At 40.2% G+C, this 20,722-nt stretch carries 17 protein-coding genes; 7 read left to right on the plus strand and 10 right to left on the minus strand.

The window, feature by feature from the left end; genetic code table 11:
- Positions 1 to 99: 99 nt before the first annotated feature.
- Positions 100 to 789, minus strand: a complete 690-nt coding sequence (locus AJGP001_RS16055; RefSeq protein ID WP_071152782.1) for an N-acetylmannosamine-6-phosphate 2-epimerase — start codon at positions 787 to 789, stop codon at positions 100 to 102.
- A gap of 19 nt (positions 790 to 808) precedes the next feature.
- Positions 809 to 1,651: a MurR/RpiR family transcriptional regulator gene (locus tag AJGP001_RS16060; protein ID WP_071152783.1), complete on the minus strand. Its 843-nt coding sequence runs from the start codon at positions 1,649 to 1,651 to the stop codon at positions 809 to 811.
- Positions 1,652 to 2,027: 376 nt separating this feature from the next.
- Here AJGP001_RS16060 and AJGP001_RS16065 point away from each other — a divergent pair, with 376 nt between their 5' ends.
- The 3 genes from AJGP001_RS16065 to AJGP001_RS16075 all read left to right on the plus strand — a co-directional run bounded on the left by AJGP001_RS16065 (position 2,028) and on the right by AJGP001_RS16075 (position 3,554).
- A complete protein-coding gene (locus AJGP001_RS16065; protein ID WP_071152784.1) occupies positions 2,028 to 2,504 on the plus strand; it encodes a DUF2975 domain-containing protein in 477 nt (158 codons plus the stop codon).
- Positions 2,505 to 2,514: 10 nt separating this feature from the next.
- Positions 2,515 to 2,736 (plus strand): helix-turn-helix domain-containing protein, encoded by a 222-nt coding sequence (locus AJGP001_RS16070; protein ID WP_071152785.1) that lies wholly within the window; start codon positions 2,515 to 2,517, stop codon positions 2,734 to 2,736.
- Between the two features lie 266 nt (positions 2,737 to 3,002).
- Positions 3,003 to 3,554, plus strand: coding sequence for a helix-turn-helix domain-containing protein (locus AJGP001_RS16075; protein ID WP_071152786.1), 552 nt, complete (start codon positions 3,003 to 3,005; stop codon positions 3,552 to 3,554).
- Positions 3,555 to 3,562: 8 nt separating this feature from the next.
- On the opposite strand, the gene AJGP001_RS16080 is transcribed toward AJGP001_RS16075, so the two are convergent.
- On the minus strand, positions 3,563 to 4,777 hold the full coding sequence (locus AJGP001_RS16080) for an MFS transporter (RefSeq protein ID WP_169835281.1): 1,215 nt from the start codon (positions 4,775 to 4,777) through the stop codon (positions 3,563 to 3,565).
- Between the two features lie 676 nt (positions 4,778 to 5,453).
- Here AJGP001_RS16080 and AJGP001_RS16085 point away from each other — a divergent pair.
- Positions 5,454 to 6,860, plus strand: coding sequence for a DHA2 family efflux MFS transporter permease subunit (locus tag AJGP001_RS16085; RefSeq protein ID WP_071152788.1), 1,407 nt, complete (start codon positions 5,454 to 5,456; stop codon positions 6,858 to 6,860).
- 158 nt (positions 6,861 to 7,018) lie between these two features.
- Here AJGP001_RS16085 and AJGP001_RS16090 read toward each other — a convergent pair whose 3' ends face one another.
- The 3 genes from AJGP001_RS16090 to AJGP001_RS16100 all read right to left on the minus strand — a co-directional run bounded on the left by AJGP001_RS16090 (position 7,019) and on the right by AJGP001_RS16100 (position 11,853).
- Complete coding sequence (locus AJGP001_RS16090) at positions 7,019 to 10,267, minus strand: Ig-like domain-containing protein (protein ID WP_078080768.1); 3,249 nt, start codon at positions 10,265 to 10,267, stop codon at positions 7,019 to 7,021.
- Between the two features lie 967 nt (positions 10,268 to 11,234).
- Positions 11,235 to 11,642, minus strand: coding sequence for a DUF4181 domain-containing protein (locus AJGP001_RS16095; protein WP_071152791.1), 408 nt, complete (start codon positions 11,640 to 11,642; stop codon positions 11,235 to 11,237).
- 13 nt (positions 11,643 to 11,655) lie between these two features.
- On the minus strand, positions 11,656 to 11,853 hold the full coding sequence (locus tag AJGP001_RS16100; RefSeq protein ID WP_058384082.1) for a DUF6366 family protein: 198 nt from the start codon (positions 11,851 to 11,853) through the stop codon (positions 11,656 to 11,658).
- Between the two features lie 237 nt (positions 11,854 to 12,090).
- On the opposite strand from AJGP001_RS16100, the gene AJGP001_RS16105 reads away from it, so the two are divergent.
- Both AJGP001_RS16105 and AJGP001_RS16110 read left to right on the plus strand, forming a co-directional pair.
- On the plus strand, positions 12,091 to 13,275 hold the full coding sequence (locus AJGP001_RS16105; RefSeq protein WP_058384081.1) for a MalY/PatB family protein: 1,185 nt from the start codon (positions 12,091 to 12,093) through the stop codon (positions 13,273 to 13,275).
- Positions 13,276 to 13,300: 25 nt separating this feature from the next.
- Complete coding sequence (locus AJGP001_RS16110; protein ID WP_078080769.1) at positions 13,301 to 13,624, plus strand: hypothetical protein; 324 nt, start codon at positions 13,301 to 13,303, stop codon at positions 13,622 to 13,624.
- An 81-nt stretch (positions 13,625 to 13,705) separates the two neighbouring features.
- On the opposite strand, the gene AJGP001_RS16115 is transcribed toward AJGP001_RS16110, so the two are convergent.
- The 4 genes from AJGP001_RS16115 to AJGP001_RS16130 all read right to left on the minus strand — a co-directional run bounded on the left by AJGP001_RS16115 (position 13,706) and on the right by AJGP001_RS16130 (position 19,436).
- Positions 13,706 to 15,208: a BCCT family transporter gene (locus AJGP001_RS16115; RefSeq protein WP_078080770.1), complete on the minus strand. Its 1,503-nt coding sequence runs from the start codon at positions 15,206 to 15,208 to the stop codon at positions 13,706 to 13,708.
- A gap of 147 nt (positions 15,209 to 15,355) precedes the next feature.
- The gene (locus tag AJGP001_RS16120) at positions 15,356 to 16,306 is read right to left on the minus strand and encodes a ribose-phosphate diphosphokinase (RefSeq protein ID WP_071152793.1); all 951 of its coding nucleotides are present in this window, start codon (positions 16,304 to 16,306) and stop codon (positions 15,356 to 15,358) included.
- Between the two features lie 381 nt (positions 16,307 to 16,687).
- Positions 16,688 to 19,117 (minus strand): DEAD/DEAH box helicase family protein, encoded by a 2,430-nt coding sequence (locus AJGP001_RS16125; protein ID WP_071152794.1) that lies wholly within the window; start codon positions 19,115 to 19,117, stop codon positions 16,688 to 16,690.
- Complete coding sequence (locus AJGP001_RS16130; protein WP_071152795.1) at positions 19,110 to 19,436, minus strand: nucleoside triphosphate pyrophosphohydrolase; 327 nt, start codon at positions 19,434 to 19,436, stop codon at positions 19,110 to 19,112. The genes AJGP001_RS16125 and AJGP001_RS16130 overlap by 8 nt, the downstream gene beginning before the upstream one ends.
- Before the next feature lie 347 nt (positions 19,437 to 19,783).
- On the opposite strand from AJGP001_RS16130, the gene AJGP001_RS16135 reads away from it, so the two are divergent.
- Complete coding sequence (locus AJGP001_RS16135) at positions 19,784 to 20,719, plus strand: DNA/RNA non-specific endonuclease (RefSeq protein ID WP_078080771.1); 936 nt, start codon at positions 19,784 to 19,786, stop codon at positions 20,717 to 20,719.
- Positions 20,720 to 20,722: the final 3 nt, after the last annotated feature.

A 20,722-nucleotide genomic window follows, 5' to 3' on the forward strand; every position in this document is an offset into this window, starting at 1 on the left:
ACTCTTTTTGACAACCTCAACTTTTCCCATCACACCATCAACCTAAGAACAACTACTAAAAGAAATAGTACATCTAATCGCGCATTATACTTTTACGTTTTATTTATTCAAACTTGCAACAAAACGTTTGGTGATTTCTCTTGGCCGCGTAATAGCAGATCCTACGATACACGCATGAGCTCCATAAGCCATCGCTCTTTCTAATTCTTCCGGCTTCCAGTATCCACCTTCTGCCATTACTGGTGTATCTATTGCTTCAGCAAGAGATTTGATCAGGTCAGTATTCGGTAGCACGTGGTCTTTTGTGTAATCCGTGTATCCCGATAATGTAGTTGCCACTAAGTCAAAGCCCAGCTTACTTGCTTTTACACCTTCTTCGAACGTTGAAATGTCTGCCATTAGCACAACATCTGGAAAAACTTGACGAACCTCTACATAAAATTCATCCAGTCGCTGTCCGTTTGGCCGCAACTGATCTGTTGCATCAAGAGCAATGATTTCTGCTCCTGATTTCACCACTTCTTCGACTTCTTTTAACGTTGCTGTGATGAATACTTTGCTGTCATCGTAATCTCGCTTAACAATGCCGATAACTGGCAAATTGACTGATTTTTTAATGGCACTGATATCTTCGTAACCATTAGCTCTAATGCCTACTGCTCCACCTTCTTGAGCTGCCGCTGCTAGTCTAGACATGATATAAGAGCTGTGTAACGGTTCGTCTTCTAATGCTTGACAAGAGACAATTAGACCACCCTTTAGTTTTGCTAACAATAATTGTTTATCCATAATGACTACTCCTTAATGTTTAATAAAGTTTATTTGCTGTGTTTTCCGAAATTTTTAGTTGTATTACTTTTGCTTCTTGTTCATTTTTCAACGCTAATCCTGTGCAAATAAGATCAATTAAAAATAACTGCGATATTTTTGAAATGAGCGATCCACTGTCTAATGGGCTTTCTTTTGAAGAAGATAGTAAGACTAAATCAGCGAATTTTGTTAAAGGGGATTTTGTATAGCTCGTCAAAGCAATAACTGTTGCTCCGTTCGATTTCGAAGCACTTACGGCGTCTACAATGTCTTTTGTACTGCCTGTCAAACTAACCGCAATAACGACCGTTTTTTCCGTCATAGAAGCTGCCCGCATCATTTGGAAATGCGAATCGGTGATGATACTTGAATTTTTTCCGATACGCATCAACCTATTTTGCATGTCTAGTGCTGCAATTCCTGATGAACCAATACCAAAAATCACAAGATCTTCAGAAGCTGCTATTTTCATGATGGCTTGGTCTAGCAAATCTTCTTCTACCACTGCAGCAGTATCTGTAATTACTTGAATCACATTATTTTTTACTTTATCAACATAGGTGTTTTCTACCGCATCGATTGTGGTTAATGAAAGTTCTTGAGCAAGCATAAACTTGAAGTCTTGGAAGCCCTTATAGTCTAATTTTCTAAAGAACCGCAATAATGTAGCTTCTGCCACAACACACGCTTCTGCCATTTCTGTTAAAGAGTGATAAAGAACTTTCTCTTTGTTCGCCAAAATGTATTCGTAAATTTTTATATCTGATTTTGTGAAGTCTGCTTTCATTTGTGCCATTAATAGCGTCGGTTTAAGACCGACCAACTTTGTTTGTGTTTTCATTTAGCAACTCACCTCACTTATCGAAATTCATATTTTTTGCAGCCCGATAAATTCGAAAAATGTTTCAATTCTTTAATGAAAGTGCTTACAAATAATGAAAGCTAACTTTCATTATTTATTTATTTTTGACAAAGCACCTTCACCAAGTTATTGTAAGTATACTTTTATGAGAGTTTTCTGTCAATAGTTTTTAGAATTTTGATGAGTGGTTGTCAAAAAAATATTACAAGTTTTTTTGTAAAGCGAGAAATGCCCATTACTTTGTCTAAAAATTTTTTGGGGAAAACTTTAAAAATCTTTGAAACAATATATATTTATTGTATTTCAATAAATATAGTGATATATTAGCATTAAATAAATAAGTGAGGTGTTTTTTATGGAACGAAAATCGACAATTTTTTTAAGACTGACTGTTATTCTTATGGGAATTCCAATTCTTTCTTTTTGTATATTTGGGGTGTTTTGGTTAGCCAATAACCCAGCAAATCCGGTTTATGCCTCTATGTTATATCCTATTGTGAGTGGTATATATTTATCAGTTATCCCTTTTTTCATCGCACTATATCAGACGTTAAAGCTTTTAACCTATATTGACAAAGACCAAACATTTTCTAAGTTGCCTATTGCGTCTTTGAGAAAAATCAAGTTATGTGCCATTACAATTAGTGGATTGTATGTAGTAATCCTGCCATTCGTTTTTCGTGTAGCAGATCTAGACGATGCACCCGGTCTTATATTAGTTGGAATGTTACCCGCCTTTGCTTCAATGGTAGTAGCGGTCTTTGCTGCTGTTCTTCAAAGGCTTCTGCAAGTAGCGATTGATCTAAAATCAGAAAATGACTTAATGGTCTGAGGTGAATAACGTGGCAATTATTATTAATATTGATGTGATGTTAGCTAAACGAAAAATGAGTGTTACAGAGCTTTCAGAGCAGGTTGGCATAACAATGGCCAACATTTCTATATTGAAAAATGGGAAGGCAAAGGCGATTCGACTATCTACTTTAGAAGCTATTTGTAAGGCTTTAGATTGTCAACCCGGGGATATTCTTGAATACCAAAACGACATTGAAAATCAGGAATGATTGCCTTACTACAAAACCAAGTTTTTATGGATGATGCCTACGGAGTTTTTTGATTTCCGTACTGATTTAAACCTGGTAGCTCTTCGCATTGCGGTAGATTTTTTTATTGGCTCAAAAGTGATGATTTTCAGTCTCACAAGTAATGAGGAATGATTTCTTTCTGTTGCTTATAACTAAAGACAGCTACAAGATTACCTTTATCCTCCATTGTTATAATATTTTAATCCGTTAAAATTAATTTATACGAAAGATAAAGGAGTGGACTCATGACGAGTAATTTTGATTTGATGAAATTGATTGCTGACCCTAAAATAGAGGCGATTTTGTACTCGATTCAAGCTGTAGACAAAACTGTGAAAGAAATTGCTAGTGAATTGGATGACAAGCCTTCGAGGCTGTATTACCCGATCCAAAAGCTTTTGGATACAGGACTTATTCACGTGAGTGAAGAAAAACAAGTTGGTAACTTAATCGAAAAATATTACTCTTCTCGTCAATTGTTCGCTACTAACGAAGAATTTATGAGCATTGAAGGAGAACTAGCTCGCACAAATTCGGCGGCGCTACTATCTCATATGTTTCTAACCTTCAACAAAGGCGCGAATTTGCTGAAGGCTGATTTAGAAGACTCAGGTGAAACGCGTGCCATGTACCGAGAAGCGACAGTTTCTCTCACACATTCCGAATGGCTGAAGATCAATGAGGAAATCGAAAAATTGATCAGTAAGCGCTCTTCTACAGATGACAAAACAAACTATACGTTTTCTATCCTAACTTATGAAACAGACGCAAAAGCCAGTAAGCCTAAAAAAGCTTAATGGCTTTTTTATTCTTGTAATTGAATGTCTTCAATTTTCGGCAAGGAGCGAATGTTTTTATTGAACAAAAAGTAAAAAACAATGGCCAGTAAACCTGTTGAACTCACTAGCATCATGTTCCCAACACCAATGACAGGCGATAAAATTCCGCCAAGCAAGGCACCGAGCGGCATGGCAGATACTAACATACTATCGATAATCGACGACACTCTTGCTAGTAAATGCTCTTCAATCGATGTCTGCAAAAACGTGATTAATAGAATGCTCATCATTCCAAAAGGAAGGAAAGCCAAGCCTAAAAGGAAGGTGGAGATTCCGTTGTGACTCACCAAAATGGATGAAAACCACAATAAAAATGACAGAAGTGGCAAAACAATCATCAAAATCCCTAACGGATATCTCATTACTTTCACTACTAGTAAAGATCCTGCCAAATTGCCGAGTGTGATGGCGAGAATGATGATGCCGTATTGTTCAGCTCCACCTCTTTCACTGGCGTAGACTGGAAGAATAGCTTCAGCCATACCAAAAGAAAAGTTAGCGATTAAAAACGGCAAGCAAATAAAGACAATTTTTGATTTGAAAAAATACGCAAATCCAGTTTTCAAACTGGATTGATACTGTTCCCAATTTCCTGTTGTTTGTTTTGCCTCTCCTGTTGTCGACTTTATCTTTAACATACTAAAAAATATGGCTGCTACTAAAAAGGTTAAGGCATTAAACAAGTAAATATTTTGTACGCCAATGGTCAAAATAAACCCAGCAAAAACAGCTTTCATCGAGATATCCACCAGTTGTTGTGAGCTGCTAATTAACGAGTTAAACTTCCCTCTCTCTTCTTTCACAACCATTCTAGGTACCACCGCAATTTCAGCAGTTCCTTGAAAATTTTCAAGAAATGAAATGCAAAATACAATTCCGAGAACAAGAAAAACTGATTCGTATCCGTATCCGATTCCTATAGGAATCAACAGCATTAAAAAAAATTGAAAAAACTGTGCATAAATCAATACTTTCGCTTTGTTCATTTTTTCAATCAATGGGCCTAAGAGAAAATTAAAGCAGTTGGGGATCATGACAATGACTACTGCCAAACCTGTATAAAAAGCATTTTGACTCAGTTCAAACACGTACCAAATTACGGCAATTTCATATAGACTGTCACCGGATGTAGAAACCAGCCTTCCCCAAAAAAGATTTTGGATATTTTTATCTTTTAACAACTCGCCACCTCCACAAATAATATTTATCGTTAAAATATATTTTAACGATAAATATTATTTTGTCAACAGGATTTAAATGAGCTTATAGTCGCCTATTGTTCCTGGATTGCTGCTCTGTTAGAAAATACATAGAGATTCTACTACGAAAGGTCCTATATTCACCCGTTGCCTAAGTTACTCCAAACTTTCTATTCGTATCGATATGTGATTAATTCTTTGGAAATACAATCAACAGTACGCAAGTCGAGAGTGCTTTTATGCGCCCGCTCTAAAAATTAATAGCACCGGTGAATAATTACTTTCATTTTTTTCATTGTTGGCGCTAAAAACTATTGAGATTTTTGGGAAAGTGGTAGCACACCTTTAAAAACTGCTTGTCTCCTTGCTACGACTGGCTATTCCAAAACTTCTCAGACAGTAGGATTTCTATACATGTAAAAGGTAGCGCTATCATTTTAATTGTTGGAGAAAATATTCTTTTATATTCGTATCACAAATTTTTCTTTCAAGAGAATATGACAAAAGTGTGGCTGAGCTACCTTTTATCCAATCAAATTGTATTGAGTTTTCTTAAGAATTTTTGCTATAGTTGCAAATGAACTCATTGGTTTTATTAAAAAATTGAATCATCGAGAACATTGGCAAGTCAAAATTACAGATAGAGAGAAGTTGCGTTATGGAATCTCATGTACACGTAAAAAGACCGAAATTGATTGCTGCTATTTTAATGCTCGGATCCTTTATCGGGTTATTCGGCGAAACTGCATTGAATATGGCGTTGACTAATATTATGGAGGATTTTTCGATTAGCGCGAGTACCGCACAGTGGTTGACGACCGGCTATTTGTTGGTATTAGCCGTCTTAGTGCCGTTGTCTGCGTATTTGGTTCGTTGGTTTACTACACGCCAGTTGATTGTTTCAGCACTGGTTATTTCTTCACTCGGTGCGACGCTTGCTGCTGTGGCACCGAGTTTTTCAATCCTGTTAGCTGGTCGGTTGATCCAAGCCATCGGAACCGGAATTTTTTTACCGTTGATGTTCAGTGTGGTGTTGATGATCTTTCCAATTCAAAAACGAGGATCGGTCATGGGCATTGTCGGGCTAGTGCTAACGAGTGGTCCGGCTCTTGGACCTACACTAAGCGGTTTAATCATCCAGGTCAGCAGCTGGCATTATATTTTCTGGGTAATGATCGCGTTAAACGGGTGTTTACTACTGGGTGCATTAACGATTGAAAATGTTTCAACGATTTCCAAACCTAAAATTGATGTGGCTTCGTTGGTATTATCCACCATTGCGTTTGGAGGAATTATTTATTCACTGGCGGCATTGGCAGAAACGTCTCTTACCGCGCCGCTCGTCTTTGGCCCATTAACTGCAGGACTTATCGCCTTGTTGCTGTTTATCCTTCGCCAGCTGAAGATGTCGCAGCCAATGATCGATTTGCGTGTCTTTAACTACTCGATGTTCTCATTAGGAACCTTGCTTATGGTTGCTACTCTTTTTGTTATTCTCTCGGTATCGATTTTAATTCCGATCTATTTGAAGAGTGTACTCGCTTACTCATCGATTGCTGCTGGTCTGTTGATGTTACCTGCTAACCTATTAAACATCCTCATGGCGCCTATCGTCGGCTCTAGCTTTGACCGTGTGGGTGCACGCCTCTACACACGTGCCGGGTTTGCCTTTATGACAGTAGCGGCCATTGCGTTTATCGTCATTCTGTCAGCTACGACGCCGGTATGGCAAATCATCGCAGCGCTTTGTGTCCTCTACTTAGGAATTTCCATGGCCATCATGCCCGCACAAACCCATGCGATGAATCAGTTGCCACCAAATTTGTATGCAGATGGCTCAGCCGCTATGAATACATTGACTCAAGTTGCAGGTGCCGCTGGGACAGCGATTGCTATTACCTTGTTTACAGCCGGCCAAAAAAATTACATTGCAGAGTTTGGTGCGCTCAATCCTGCAGAATTTTTAGCGTTTGGGACAAATTTCGCGTTTTATGCGGTATTGGTAGCTGCCATTGTTGGATTAATCGGTTCTCTGTTTATTCGCAACAACAAAGCTATAAATTAACATAAAAACACACCAAGCCGTTGAAAGCTTGGTGTGTTTTTATGTTTGTGGATTTTCCTTATACAGGCTAACTCCATAAAATCGATTTGATTTGTTTGAAGATAGCAAGTGTACAACATTTTTTTTGAGACTGCTTACTTATTTTACAAAGCTTTTCATCAAGGTAAAATGAGATCTCCGATTAAGCGAAGCAAGATGCTGAGAATCCCTTGAGAAATAGTCGCTGTCTGAGTTTCTCCTCGAACTTCACGCTCTTCGTCAAGAATGATAGGCGTAATGTCAATTTCTGATCCTACTGTCAGTGATGACAAAAGACGCAAAATTAAATTATCATCATCGAATGTATACTCAATATACCCTCTTTCAATATCCTCTGGTGTTAAAATATAGGCTGCTGTTGTTTCACTGACATCTGGCAATAAGAGACGCTCATGGAACAGTTCAAGAACAACTTGATCACCCACTTTAAATCGATCGACCCCGAGAGTAGGAACATCGATTCGAAGTGCGCTATCGCCGGCCAAAATGTAGGCCAACTCTTCCCCAATTCCACTTAGCGATTCAACTACTGGCTTTGTTAGGAACGTCGGTAATGGCAAAGTACCAATGACTCCATTGACGACATCGATGGAATTACGAGTCACAATCGCTTCTAGGTCAAGTGTCTCTCCTCCAGTTAATGTTTTCAATAGGTCAGAATTGATTCCGACATCCACAAATCCACGGCTGATGTCTTCTTCAGTCAACTTAACATTCAAGAGTTCAAACAGTGGCGTCCCCAGTTTAATTACATCTCCTGATACCAATCCACTGGACGGCAATAAACTTAATCGAATCAAATTCGGATTATTTAAAAGCTGATCCAAATTGATTCCCCCACTAATTAGATTCCCTTCATTATCCACAAGTGATAAGTCGATTACTGCTCCGATATCAGCTGGAACAGTAGTGACGAATACACCTTTGGGATCCGTATCGACGGTCCACGAATTACCATTCCAAGTCAGCGTTGTCACTACAGGCTTTCCTCCGACTGGTAGCGTGGCTTCCACTGTATCTCCTGGCTGAGCATTAGCTGGAGAAGAGACGGTTAAGGACAAGCCTTCATTCGTTACATTTATCGTTGCATCAGCAACCGTCCCACCTACTGTTTCAATCGGTCCATCAAGTGCTACTGCTTCTGTAAAGGTTAATGTAATTTGACTGGCTGATACATCGTTACTAATCGTATATGGAATCTCCACATAAATTAACCCTTCGTAGCCGGCTTTTAAGTTGTCATAAGCCTTATCGATTTGTGGCTGTGTAGCATCATTGTCAGCCAAGACTTTATTTGCTTCTTGCAAAGCCACATCAAAATTCGTCCACGTTTCGTTAGTGAAATACTCCTTAATCAGATTACTTGTTAATTCATCAACAAGTTTTTCTAATTCTGAATTATCGCTTCCAGCAGTTACTTCTGTGACCGTTACACTGGTCGGTTCACTTTTTCTCCCTGCTTCATTCGTTGAAGTAACATCAATAATGGTACTGGCTGCTTGTGGAGAAATCCCAATGGAAAATTTCCCGTCTTCCCCAGCTACCACAAAACCGATTTCTTGATTTCCTACTGTGGCTGTCACAGTCGAACTAGGCTCAGCTGTTCCTGTAATTACTGCATCATCATTGTCGACTGGATCTACGGCTGGAGCCGCTGGGACATCCGGTGTTTCAGGGGTTCCTGTCGCATCTACGACCACGACTACCGTTGGATCACTGGCATTTCCATCTTTATCGGTTACGACTACTTTAATTTCAGTGCCTGTTTCTTGAACCGGGACTTCGACTTCAAAGTTGCCGTCCTTGTCGACTGTACCGGTGTACTCTTTGTCGCCGATTGTCACAGTTACATCCGTTCCGGCTTCACCTTTCCCCGTCACTACTGCATCATCATTGTCGACTGGATCTACAGCTGGAGCCGCTGGGACGTCTGGTGTTTCTGTCGCATCCCCGACCACGACTACCGTTGGATCACTGGCATTTCCGGCTTTATCGGTTACGACTACTTTGATTTCAGTGCCTGTTTCTTGAACCGGGACTTCGACTTCGAAGTTGTCGTCCTTGTCGACTGTACCGGTGTACTCTTTGTCACCGATTGTCACAGTTACATCCGTTCCGGCTTCACCTTTCCCCGTCACTACTGCATCATCATTGTCGACTGGATCTACAGCTGGAGCCGCTGGGACGTCTGGTGTTTCTGTCGCATCCCCGACCACGACTACCGTTGGATCACTGGCATTTCCGGCTTTATCGGTTACGACTACTTTGATTTCAGTGCCTGTTTCTTGAACCGGGACTTCGACTTCGAAGTTGTCGTCCTTGTCGACTGTACCGGTGTACTCTTTGTCACCGATTGTCACAGTTACATCCGTTCCGGCTTCACCTTTCCCCGTCACTACTGCATCATCATTGTCGACTGGATCCACAGCTGGAGCCGCTGGGACGTCTGGTGTTTCAGGGGTTCCTGGTGCATCCACGACCACGACTACCGTTGGATCACTAGCGTTTCCGGCTTTATCGGTTACGACTACTTTGATTTCAGTGCCTGTTTCTTGAACCGGGACTTCGACTTCGAAGTTGCCGTCCTTGTCGACTGTACCGGTGTACTCTTTGTCACCGATTGTCACAGTTACATCCGTTCCGGCTTCGCCTTTCCCTGTTACTACTGCATCATCATTGTCGACTGGATTTACTGCCGGTGGTTTCGGAATTATTGAATCACCTGGGTTACCTGGGTTGCCTGGGTCAGTACCAACTGTAGTTAGTAATTTATACAGAAATATCGCATATTCGCCTCTGGTAATAGGATCTTCTGTACCAAAGGAAGTTTCCGTTTTACCGACTGTAACTCCATTTTCTAGTAGTGCTGCTACGGCTTTTTCATAGCGACTTGATACATCTGTAAAGCCGAGGTTTTTAGGATTACCTTCTAGTTCGAAAGCTTCTGCCAGAATGAGCGCAACTTCACCTCTAGTTATGTGATTAAAAGAATCAAAAGACGTACCGGTCTTACCAAACACGATGCCTTCCTTCTGAAGAAAAGCTAAATGAGATTGTGCCCGTTGAGGAACATCTGTAAATGTAGACTTATCTGCAGGATTAATCTTAGCTTTTAACGCTTGTGCAAGAAGAACAGCAGCATCCACCCTCACAATTGAATCCAAGGTTCCAAACTGGGTTGATGTTATGCCATCCGTTATATTATTTGCAACAAGGTAATCTACTGCTTTCTCGTACCTATCTCCAACATCCGTGAAAGGACTCTGTGCTTGAGCAGTTTGAGCAGGAACCAATGAAACAGCAACCAATGATGCGGAAGTGGCTAAAGCGACAAACTGACGATGTGAATTCGTTTTTTTTGTAGGCATGTTTTAGTTCCTCCATTTTCTTAAAATTATTTTCTGTTTTTTCACTCTCTTTGTTCAAATGTTAATTTTTATCCTATCATGTTTTATTTTATGTTTCAAATATTTTCCATAATTCCAAATTACCATTTTTAATTTGGAAAATATTATCATAACCATATAATTAGTTGTAATTTACTATCGGTGTAACCTACTTTAGTTTTTACGGAATAAGTTGATTTATAAAATTAACTTTTGCTTTTTCATATTTATACTAAAAAGCAAAAAAAGGCCAATAAAAATTGTCCTTAAAACCAATCTGCTAGTTCTAATTACTAGAGCTCTAACTAAAAATGGATAATTATTCAGTTTTTTAAAATTACTCGAAATGATTCTAATAGCCCATCTCGAATAACTGAGTAGAAAGTTTCAATCCCAAATTTAGGTAACATAAATAATATGAAATCAATCTACTAAGTTCTCTACGGCGGATCATCAGCCAATCGATTTCTAGAACAAAGAATAGCTTTCAAACATCAAAAAAACATAGAACTCCTTACCAAAAAAAGCCAAACTGTATGTCTGGCTTGAAAATAGTAAATAAATCGACTATGTTTAGAAATTTTAGGTACTTGGAGGAAGACCAGTAAGCTTTGCAAGAAACGGAATTATTGATTGAAGAAAACAAAATTGACTGGTTTACTATCAATTTAAACTTAGGTAAACGAGTCATTTAGAAGTAACTACGATCTCTACAGGAATACAGATAGCATTTTGGGGGATCGTGAACAGTGGTTCTGGCTAAAAGCTTTTTATCGGTATAGGGTAGGGCTTATTTGAAGAAGTTATCTAAAAATTCCCACTTTAATCAGCTGACACAGAAGAAAGTTTTGATTGTTCTTCTTACTATTACTTCCACCTCATGTACTAAAAGTATGTCAACCACTCTTTTTTAAAACAAACAACTTCCTATTCAATGATTGTCCGTCCATCAACCAATCGTAAGCAAATCGAATTGAATCGTCGCAACAATTGCCGCAATAACCAAAATGACGATTTCACTCATGGTCAATATCCATTGTTTTGGATTATCGGTGTATTTCCATTCAAAAAAAGCCCTGACAGAGTAATCAATAATGGTGAATGCACCCCAAACAACAAGGTAAAGAGCGATTGGGTATTGTTTATACAACACGAAATAGATCGTGAAGATCATCCCAACCATCGTTGCGATTCGGATTCCCCAGTCTATTTTTTTATGTAGCTTGTTTATATGATTATAAGAAAGCCAATCAATTTTTTCTTTTTTAATAGCAAATACTTTTCTCAACATCCATTTCACCAACCAAATTACGCCGAACAAAACTGCCAAAAACAAACCGAGCGCTAGCACATCCATCTGAATTCCCCTTTCAACTAAAAAACAACTGATAAATGATGTAGCCTATTACTAATACCAAGATTAACAAAGCCATTCCTTTCCAACCCATATCACCCGCTGCGCCTGCTCCGTTGTCGAAGCCATCTCGCAAAGTTCCACCTGGATTGTTTTTCAGTTCGTCTCGCTTTAAACTTTCCCTCATTTGCTGAGGTGTCTTTTTTTTCGCCATATGGATTTCCCCTCCCAAGTTTTCTAATAATTCGATTATGTCATAGTTTCGCATTTTGGTCTTTCCTTGTCGACGAAGACTCTAAATGCGCATCCCAAAGCTATATTCGCACAAAAGGACCTTGAAAGATTGGCTTGAACGGGCTATGCTCTCATTATCTACTATGACAATTTTGTTTATTGCTTTACGATTAAAGCGAATGAATTTCTAAAATTATTTGATAAGGGAGATACGAAAATGACTTTTTTCCAACATATACACGACCGAAAAAATACCCGTTCCGTTAAATGGGACACAATGGAAACAAGATACGGTATAGAAGACAGCTCAGACATTTTGCCTATGTGGATTGCCGATATGGATTTTCCTGCACCACCTGCTGTCTTAAAAGCCTTACACGACCGAGTAGAACATTCGATCTTTGGCTATTCGTTTATGTGTGAAGAATGCCGAACAGCTGTGATTGATTGGCAGAAAAAACGAAACGATTGGAAAATCGAATCAGATTGGCTGCTTTTCCACCAAGGGATTATTCCAGCCATCGCTTCAATCATTGAGACTTTCACAGAAAAACACGATAAAATAGTCGTCACTACACCGGTCTATCCTCCCTTTTTCGAGTTGGCTGAACATCAAGATCGAGAAGTAATCTATTCACCACTAGTTGTTCAAGATGGCCAATACGTCATAGATTTTAACGATTTTGAAGAAAAACTGCGAGATGCGTCTCTTTTTATTTTTTGTAACCCACACAACCCCGGCGGCCGCGTATGGACACCTGAAGAGTTAACTGAAATCGTCCGATTGTGTAGCAAACACGACGTTCTTATTATTTCAGATGAAATTCATGGCGATTTAATGATTAAACCTCATCGTCACACGCCGCTCGCAAAAATTGCTGGCGCTGAAAGCGATAGAGTCTTTACCTGCATGGCTCCTACGAAAACATTTAATTTGGCTGGCATTCAAGTGGCCATGATTGTTGCCACAGACAAAGAAAAACGCGACAAGCTTGAAAAACATGCACTGGCTCATGGTTCTGGCATGCTCAACGCGTTTGCACCTGCAGCTTTGACTTCAGCATATAATGAAAGCGAGTCTTGGCTTGAGGACATGCTGACGACGATTTCTGACAATATCGATTTCGCCAGCAGTGAATTGCAGAAAAAAGTTCCTGGACTGCGCGTTATGAAGCCACAATCGACTTATTTGTTGTGGCTCGATTACAGTAGACTCGACTTAACAGAAGACGAAGTCATGAAAAAACTATTGTTTACTGGAAAAGTTGCACTAGAACCTGGAAGCAAGTACGGATCTGCTGGACTGGGGTATTTACGATTAAACGCAGCTTGTCCTCGTGCAACCTTAGCTGACGGAATAGACCGAATCGCCTTAGCCTTAACAAACAAGAATCCTAACTGATTTTTCAAAGGAGACTGAAACTAAGATGACCAAGAAAATGATCATGGTGTTCATTGTTGCTTTATTCCTCGCCGCTTGTAGTGACACCGCACCTCCAAACGATACGGTAATCGCCGGTCACGAAGAATGGGCTTCATTGCCTGAATATCCGACAATCATAGAAGAAATCGAAGACGGGGACTATGAATTCGAGACGGTTTCGGACAATCAAGAAAAACGAATTCTGCTCCTTAGTGACAAAAAAGGTGTCGAACAATACAAATCGATCTTCGTCAAAAATACAGATCGACTCATCCTCACCGATATTGATGACGGCGGAGAAATTTTTAACGCTGTTTTAAAGCAATGAATACAAAATCACACAAAAGCCTCCAAGCATTCCACTAAAGGAATACTTGGAGGCTTTTTGTGTAATTATTTCTACTCCCGATTAAACTGTTTTCTTTTTGCTTTCGATTACCTTTAACTCTGCTTTTAATGCTTTTAACAGTGCGAATACCATGAGCACCATGACCAGAGAAAATGGCAGAGCGGCAATGATAATCGTATTTTGAATGGCTGCTAGTCCCCCAGCCGACAAAAGAATTGCCGCGATAGCTGATTGCAGAACGCCCCATACAATTTTAACGCTATTGTCAGGCGTCAACGAGCCACCTGTCGACTGCATGCCAAGAACGAATGTCGCAGAGTCAGCAGACGAGATAAAGAACGTCAACAGCAACATAATGGCGATGATGGACAAACCAAAACCAAATGGCATTTCATTGAACATCGTGAATAACGTTGTTTCTACAGCGCTGGTCGTCAAATCAACAACGCCTTTTTGCTGGATGTCGATTGCTGTTGCACCAAACGTAGAAAACCAAATCGCACACAATACCGTCGGCAGAAGTACCACAAAGATTAAAAATTCGCGGATTGTTCTGCCTCTAGAAACACGGGCGATAAACATACTTACGAATGGTGACCAAGAAATCCACCATGCCCAGTAAAAGATCGACCAAGCGTCTAGCCATTCTCGATTGCCGCTATTAAACGCTTCTGTATTGGTGCTGAGTGGAATTAGATTTTGGATATAGGCACCAAAGGATTGCGTAAAGACATTAAAAATGAGTAAGGTCGGTCCTAAAACGACGACGAGTAAAAGCAAGACGAGTGCTAACACCATATTGATATTGGACAAGTACTTAATCCCTTTTGAGAGTCCAGACCATGCCGAAATAATAAACAACACGGTAATAATCGCAATAATAATCAGTTGACTCCAGTTGTTATTGGGAAGACCGAACAAATACGTGAGTCCCCCGTTAATCTGGACGGCACCAAACCCAAGTGAGCTGGCTACGCCAAACACGGTTGCGAAAATCGCAATCACGTCAATGAGCGTTCCCCAACCACCTTCCATTTTCTTACCGAATAATGGTTTCAAGGTGCTGGAAATCAAGCCCCGTTCACCTTTGCGGAATTGGAAAAAAGCAAGGGCCAACGCGACGATTCCATACATAGCCCAGGCATTAAAGCCGTAATGGAAAAAAGTTCGTTGCATGGATTCTTTAAAAGCAGCTTCCGTTTCAGGATCTGCCGTTGCCGGTTGAATGGCGTAATGAGACAGCGGTTCATAAGAGCCGTAAAAGACGAGGCCAATTCCCAATCCTGCCGAAAAGAGCATCGCTACCCAAGTGGCTCGAGCGAATTCAGGACGGTCATTAGGTTTACCTAAGCGGATATTGCCGTAGGGGCTAATAATGAGGAATCCAACAACAAATAAGATGACGGTCATGATCAGCATATAATACCAGCCGAATACAGTACTCAGTACGGAAGTAATCGAGTTTGTCGCTTGTTCGTACGCAACTGGCATTAATGCAGCAATCAGCACAGCAACTACGACGAGTGAGATGGTAATGTAAAATACTTTTGTGACTTTTTTCATATCGTTCTCCTTTTCGTTTTATTGTTTACGCATTTTTAAAGATAACGTATCAAGAGAGTTGCGTCAAATTAGGCAAAATTCAGTTTCCATAAAAAAACACCGCAGAAAATTATTTCTGCGGTGTTTTACTGGAGCTTTTTCTTGTCTTTATTCAAACAAAGGCGTTACGGGTTTTTCGTTGTGAACGTGCTCAATCGCTTCTGCTAATAAAGGAGCGACTGACAGGATGTTGATCTTCGAAGTACGTTTTTCTTCAGGCAAGTAAATCGTATTCGTCACGACAAGCTCTGTAATCGCTGAGTCCTGGATTCGTTGAACGGCTTGGCCAGATAACACAGCGTGCGTACAGCAAGCATAAACCGCTTTTGCCCCGTTTTCCACAAGCACATTAGCAGCTAAGGAAATCGTCGTAGCCGTATCGATAATGTCGACAATGATGATGACGTTTTTGCCTTTAATGTCTCCGACAATGTTCACCGTTTCGGGCTCATCTGGGTGCATCCGACGTTTGTCGATAAAGCCGATTGGCACGTCTAAATGACTTGCCAATTTACGCGCACGTCCAAGTCCTCCGTTGTCGGGAGCGACGACTATGGCATCTGTTAATCCTTTGTCCAAAAAATGCTTTTCTAAGATTTTGCCACCTAACAATTGATCTACTGGGATGTTGAAAAATCCTTGAATTTGAGGCGCATGCAAATCCATAGTGATGACGTGCGTTGCGCCTGCTTTTTCCAGCATATTCGCAACAAGTTTCGCCGTAATCGGCTCACGCGAACTGGCTTTACGGTCTTGACGGGCATAGCCGTAATACGGAATGACCACATTAATGGTTTTTACAGATGCTCGTTTTAAGGCATCAATCATGATCAACAGTTCCATAACGTGTTCGCTACCCGGTTGAGATGTCGACTGAACGACGTAAACATCTGCACCTCGGACGCTTTCTTGAATATGAATTTGAACTTCCCCATCGCTAAAATGGGTAATCGCGCTTTTACCCATCTCACAGCCAAGTAAATCCGCAATTTCTTGGGTCAATTCTGGATTCGAATTCAATGTAAACAGCTTAAAGTTTGTTCCTAGTTGATAAGCCACTTGATAGCCCCCTTAGTAATTTTTTTATAAATTTGATGGATGACTAGCTCTTATGCAGGTCAATCTACTGGCATTTGACTTGCAGCAGTTGGTTTTATAATAACCTGTTCGTAGGGTAATAGCCATAGATAAAATGTGGAGAAATCGCATCAGGCGAACGCTTTCTTATTTTTAATCAAGTATTTTTTACTTTGTTTTTTCTGGGAACGAATAGAGAGAGAGAGAGCTGCGTTCTTAATTGCTTTTCGTTCCAGCACTCTCTTTCTGCAGGAGTCGAGCAGTTGATGAGGTGAAATGAGACTTTCAGAAACTTATTCACACATTCACTGCAACCTGACCGATCATTCCATCTAAGTAGTGTCAATCTTCAAATAGATGGAATTAGTTTTTTGCTGAAAGTATTGATTTTCGTTCGAAATAAGCATGCAGTCTGTACGCCGTTATTTCTTGAGTCCAGTTGTACAAAGGCGCTCTTTCGGCATTAGATGGATGCAACTTGAATTTAAAAACACCATTTTCAAAAGAAACCACGTCATTTTTATCACTTTCGCTCCATTTCGTCATTGGCATCTGCGAAATCAAATCAACCGTTTTCTTCTCGTCATATATACGTAATCTTTTTCCTTGTGCACCGCTCCAGTCGATATTCATACGGTAGTCCCTTTCCGTTAAATAGCTGTGAAAAAAAGGTGCTACTTCTTTTGGAGTTGTTGAGTCTAGCCAGCTTTCTGTGCCTTTTGACAGCATATAACTTAAAACGACCAGCTTATAGCTTTTGGACATTGCTGTTTGTTCAACTTCTAAAAACCAACTCTTGTATGCCAGCCATACTTGTTGTTCTTCAGTCGTTAATTCATTGGCATAAGCAAGCATTCCGAAATAACTACCAAACTCTTGCTTGACTATTTTGGAGTCCGTGTTTGCATGAAGATGAAATTCAAGATAAGTGGGACGTCTTCCTGCTTCTTTTTTCAACTCATGGTAAGCCGTAACTAACAAGTCTTTACGAGGCGCTCTTTTTCTGCGCATTTCTTCAAGCAAGTTGATTACTTGCAAGTCCAAGTTGAACTCACACAAAGTAGGTATAAGTGGCGCAATAGGGTTATTTTTTGTCCTATTGTCTTTTGGATCAAAAATAGCCAATTTCAAATCCGCATTCCGATAATTGCCGATAAAATCAATAATGACACAATGTGACTTTCCTTCTGCAATTCGCAGACCTCGCCCAATTTGCTGCGTATAAACAGCTAGTGATTCTGTCGGTCGAATAAACAACAGTGTATCTACTTTTGGAATATCGACTCCTTCATTAAATAGGTCTACCGTGAAAACAACTTCAAGTTCTCCCGTTTCTAATTTGGAACGGGCTGTTTTTCGCTCTTTTGGATGAGACTCTCCGTGAAGTGCGATAGAACGCACACTTTTTCGTTGGAAGAAGTCATTCATATAGACAGCTTGTTTAACAGAAGAGCAAAAGACAATGGTTCTCGTCTGTTTGTGACGATTCCATTTTTCGTAGATCTTTTGCGCAAAACTATCACGTAACTGTAACTGAAGCAATTCCTGTTCATCGTAGCGCGTTCCTCTCCATGGAATAGCTGAGTAATCGCTAGCATCATACACTCCATAATAGCGGAACGGAGAAAGCCAATTACGCTCAATAGCATCTAAAAAATGAATCGATATCGCGACGTTTCCATCGCATAAGGCATAGACATCTTTATTGTCCATACGATCAGGTGTTGCGGTAATGCCTAGCAAGAATTTAGGTTCGAAATGATTTAGTAATCGTTCGTAAGTTGGTGCCGCTGCATGATGAAATTCATCGATGACAACTAAATCAAACGTATCCTTTTCAAACCGATCTAAATGATACTGACTTCCTAATGTATAAATAGAAGCAAAAATAAAATCTGCGTCCGTTTTTTTCTCTAAAGCATTATAAAACGCGTTCGTCCTATCGGGATGAACATGCTTGAAGGATTGCTGGGCTTGCATCAGAATTTCTTCTCGGTGAGCAACAAACAACACCCGTTTAAATTGATCCGCAAAAAAAGCGGCCAAATACGTTTTACCTAATCCGGTTGCTAATACGACCATTGCCCGGTTGTAATCTTCGGCTAGCACATTATCCAAAGCATCGAGCGCTTCTTGTTGTGCAGGTCTTGGAGAAACGGATGCACCGTAAGCTTCTTGAGTTTCCGCCACTTCGGGTTGTTGTGGGAGAATCGGACCGACTGTCATTTCAACTTCTTCTGCTTCTGACCACACCGGACTGATGGGTCGTTTTGTATTTGCTGCTGTATGTAAGAACCGATACTCTGCCAGCGTCTCTTTGTTTAAAGACACCGTTTGCTCGGCATAAAAATATTTCAAAAATTGAGTTGTCGCTTCCTCAAAAACTTCTGCATCAACAGACGTTGGCGCAATTAAATTCCATTCAACTCCATTGGTTAAAGCAGTAGCTGATAAATTAGAAGATCCTATTACTAAATGGGACGTTTCTGTTCCTCGAAACAAATAAGATTTGGGATGAAAAGAAGTTCCACCACTCTTCCAAATTCGAATTTCAGCAGAAGACAACTCTTCAAGCAGTAATTGCAGTGCATCTGGCTGTGTGACAAATAAATAATCGCCTACCAGTAGTTTAATCGGTACGCCTCTTTCTGCAGCTTTCTGCAAGAAAGGAATGATCTTTTTCACGCCAGACTTCATAGCGAAAGCTGTAATCCATTGAATTTCAACTGCTTCATTTGATAATCTCTCTAAATGTGAAACAAGCTGAGAAGTAACCAGTTCCAGCTTAGTCATCTTCTACCTCGATTAAAAAGATCCGCTTTTCAAAACCACCACGTTTCTCAGCTTTCGCCTTGCGCACTTTTTCTAATTCGTCAAAAGAAGAACCTTGAACCTTTATTGCTGCGTGGAGTAGTTCGAGGATGTCAGCCAGCTCTTCAATAGCTTCTTCGTTCGTATTCGCTTCATTATATTCATCAAGTTCTTCGCTGAGTTTCTTTTTTACTTCTACTTCGTACTCTTCTTTCAGTAAAATACGTGTTGAAAATTGTTTACCTTTTTTAGTGATAACTTCGGGTATCCTGTCGCGTACTAATTTGTTGTGGATGGGCATGGATGGTCTCCTCTTCAATAGTATTTATTTACATTATTTTAACATATACTTCGTATTTCTCTGCTCTAAAAATCACAGTACTTGTAATTGTTATTTAAGTTCCCCATCGAAGTCTTGCTACTGAACCTCCAAAGAAAAACATACCACGCAGTCCCTTGTTTCCAATTTACTACAACTCTAAATCCAGTGTATTTTTGTTATTATACAATTCGATTCAAGTTGCTCTTTTCGAAAGTATTCCTGTAATAAAGTTGCTTTTATAATATACTAATATTAGGAAAAAATATTAATCACTGTTAAATCATGAGATTTTTGATTAGCATGAAACAATTAGAGGAGTTTTTAAAATGAAATGGAACCACTTAATGATCCTTTTGCTATCTGTCTTTCTAGTCGGCTGTACCGATGTAGAAGAAACAGCCATTACAGACACAGAGGCACAGGAAGTACCTGCAGATGAAACAAATGATAATCGCGAAAAAGAAGAACCTGTCATACCAGCTGTTGAAGAGCAAGCTGTTGAAAAAACACCAACAAAAACAAGTGATGACCTTTTAGCAGGATACGAACTACTTGAAGTCGATGGCGGGGATTTGTCGGGCTCTCGTGAACCTAACGTCGCCGTGAACATTGGCTTTGGCGATCGTGACTATTGGGCATTTACAAACGAATACGGACAATTGGAACGTGTTGTAGCAGACGAAATCGTTTTGCAGGATGACGACAGTGAACCTGTCTTATCGACTGGCAGGTACTATTCGGACGAGGCAAAGGTGCCGGGTGTGGAAAGTGATCTATTAGATGAAGGGCATGTCCTTGCCGATTCACTTGGCGGGGTATCGAATGCTTATAATATTACGCCGCAAGAAAGTACGCTCAACCGTCATGGGGATCAAGCGTATATGGAAGATGCCATCCGCGATGCCGGTGGTGCTACAGATTTTGAAGCCATTATTACCTATACAGATACAGAAACTCAGATCCCTTCGAGTTATCAATACACCTACACATTAATGGGCAACGAAATTGTTGATACGTTTGATAATGTGAACCCTGATAAAGTAAACGCATCACTCGGTTTAACAGATAGCGAGCCGAAAGATTCAGCTAGTGCAAGCAGCGCTACTACAAATGAGGATGTTTCTAGCGTGGATACCAATGGCAACGGACAAGTGACGATCAAAGAAGCCGAAGCAGCCGGATTTAGCATGCCAATTATGAGCGATCATTGGTTGTACCCACATATGCGTGATAACGATAACGACGGGATGGTAGGTGAGTGATTT

The organism is Planococcus faecalis (genome assembly GCF_002009235.1).
Lineage (GTDB): Bacteria > Bacillota > Bacilli > Bacillales_A > Planococcaceae > Planococcus > Planococcus kocurii.

What these genes read in the sequence shown, in the direction of transcription:
- AJGP001_RS16110 (WP_078080769.1), top strand. Translation starts at nt 13,301, where the DNA reads ATGACCAAGAAAATGATCATGGTGTTCATTGTTGCTTTATTCCTCGCC.
- AJGP001_RS16055 (WP_071152782.1), bottom strand. Translation starts at nt 789, where the DNA reads ATGGATAAACAATTATTGTTAGCAAAACTAAAGGGTGGTCTAATTGTC.
- AJGP001_RS16095 (WP_071152791.1), bottom strand. Translation starts at nt 11,642, where the DNA reads ATGGATGTGCTAGCGCTCGGTTTGTTTTTGGCAGTTTTGTTCGGCGTA.
- AJGP001_RS16085 (WP_071152788.1), top strand. Translation starts at nt 5,454, where the DNA reads ATGGAATCTCATGTACACGTAAAAAGACCGAAATTGATTGCTGCTATT.
- AJGP001_RS16135 (WP_078080771.1), top strand. Translation starts at nt 19,784, where the DNA reads ATGAAATGGAACCACTTAATGATCCTTTTGCTATCTGTCTTTCTAGTC.
- AJGP001_RS16130 (WP_071152795.1), bottom strand. Translation starts at nt 19,436, where the DNA reads ATGCCCATCCACAACAAATTAGTACGCGACAGGATACCCGAAGTTATC.
- AJGP001_RS16090 (WP_078080768.1), bottom strand. Translation starts at nt 10,267, where the DNA reads ATGCCTACAAAAAAAACGAATTCACATCGTCAGTTTGTCGCTTTAGCC.
- AJGP001_RS16105 (WP_058384081.1), top strand. Translation starts at nt 12,091, where the DNA reads ATGACTTTTTTCCAACATATACACGACCGAAAAAATACCCGTTCCGTT.
- AJGP001_RS16065 (WP_071152784.1), top strand. Translation starts at nt 2,028, where the DNA reads ATGGAACGAAAATCGACAATTTTTTTAAGACTGACTGTTATTCTTATG.
- AJGP001_RS16100 (WP_058384082.1), bottom strand. Translation starts at nt 11,853, where the DNA reads ATGGCGAAAAAAAAGACACCTCAGCAAATGAGGGAAAGTTTAAAGCGA.
- AJGP001_RS16060 (WP_071152783.1), bottom strand. Translation starts at nt 1,651, where the DNA reads ATGAAAACACAAACAAAGTTGGTCGGTCTTAAACCGACGCTATTAATG.
- AJGP001_RS16075 (WP_071152786.1), top strand. Translation starts at nt 3,003, where the DNA reads ATGACGAGTAATTTTGATTTGATGAAATTGATTGCTGACCCTAAAATA.
- AJGP001_RS16125 (WP_071152794.1), bottom strand. Translation starts at nt 19,117, where the DNA reads ATGACTAAGCTGGAACTGGTTACTTCTCAGCTTGTTTCACATTTAGAG.
- AJGP001_RS16115 (WP_078080770.1), bottom strand. Translation starts at nt 15,208, where the DNA reads ATGAAAAAAGTCACAAAAGTATTTTACATTACCATCTCACTCGTCGTA.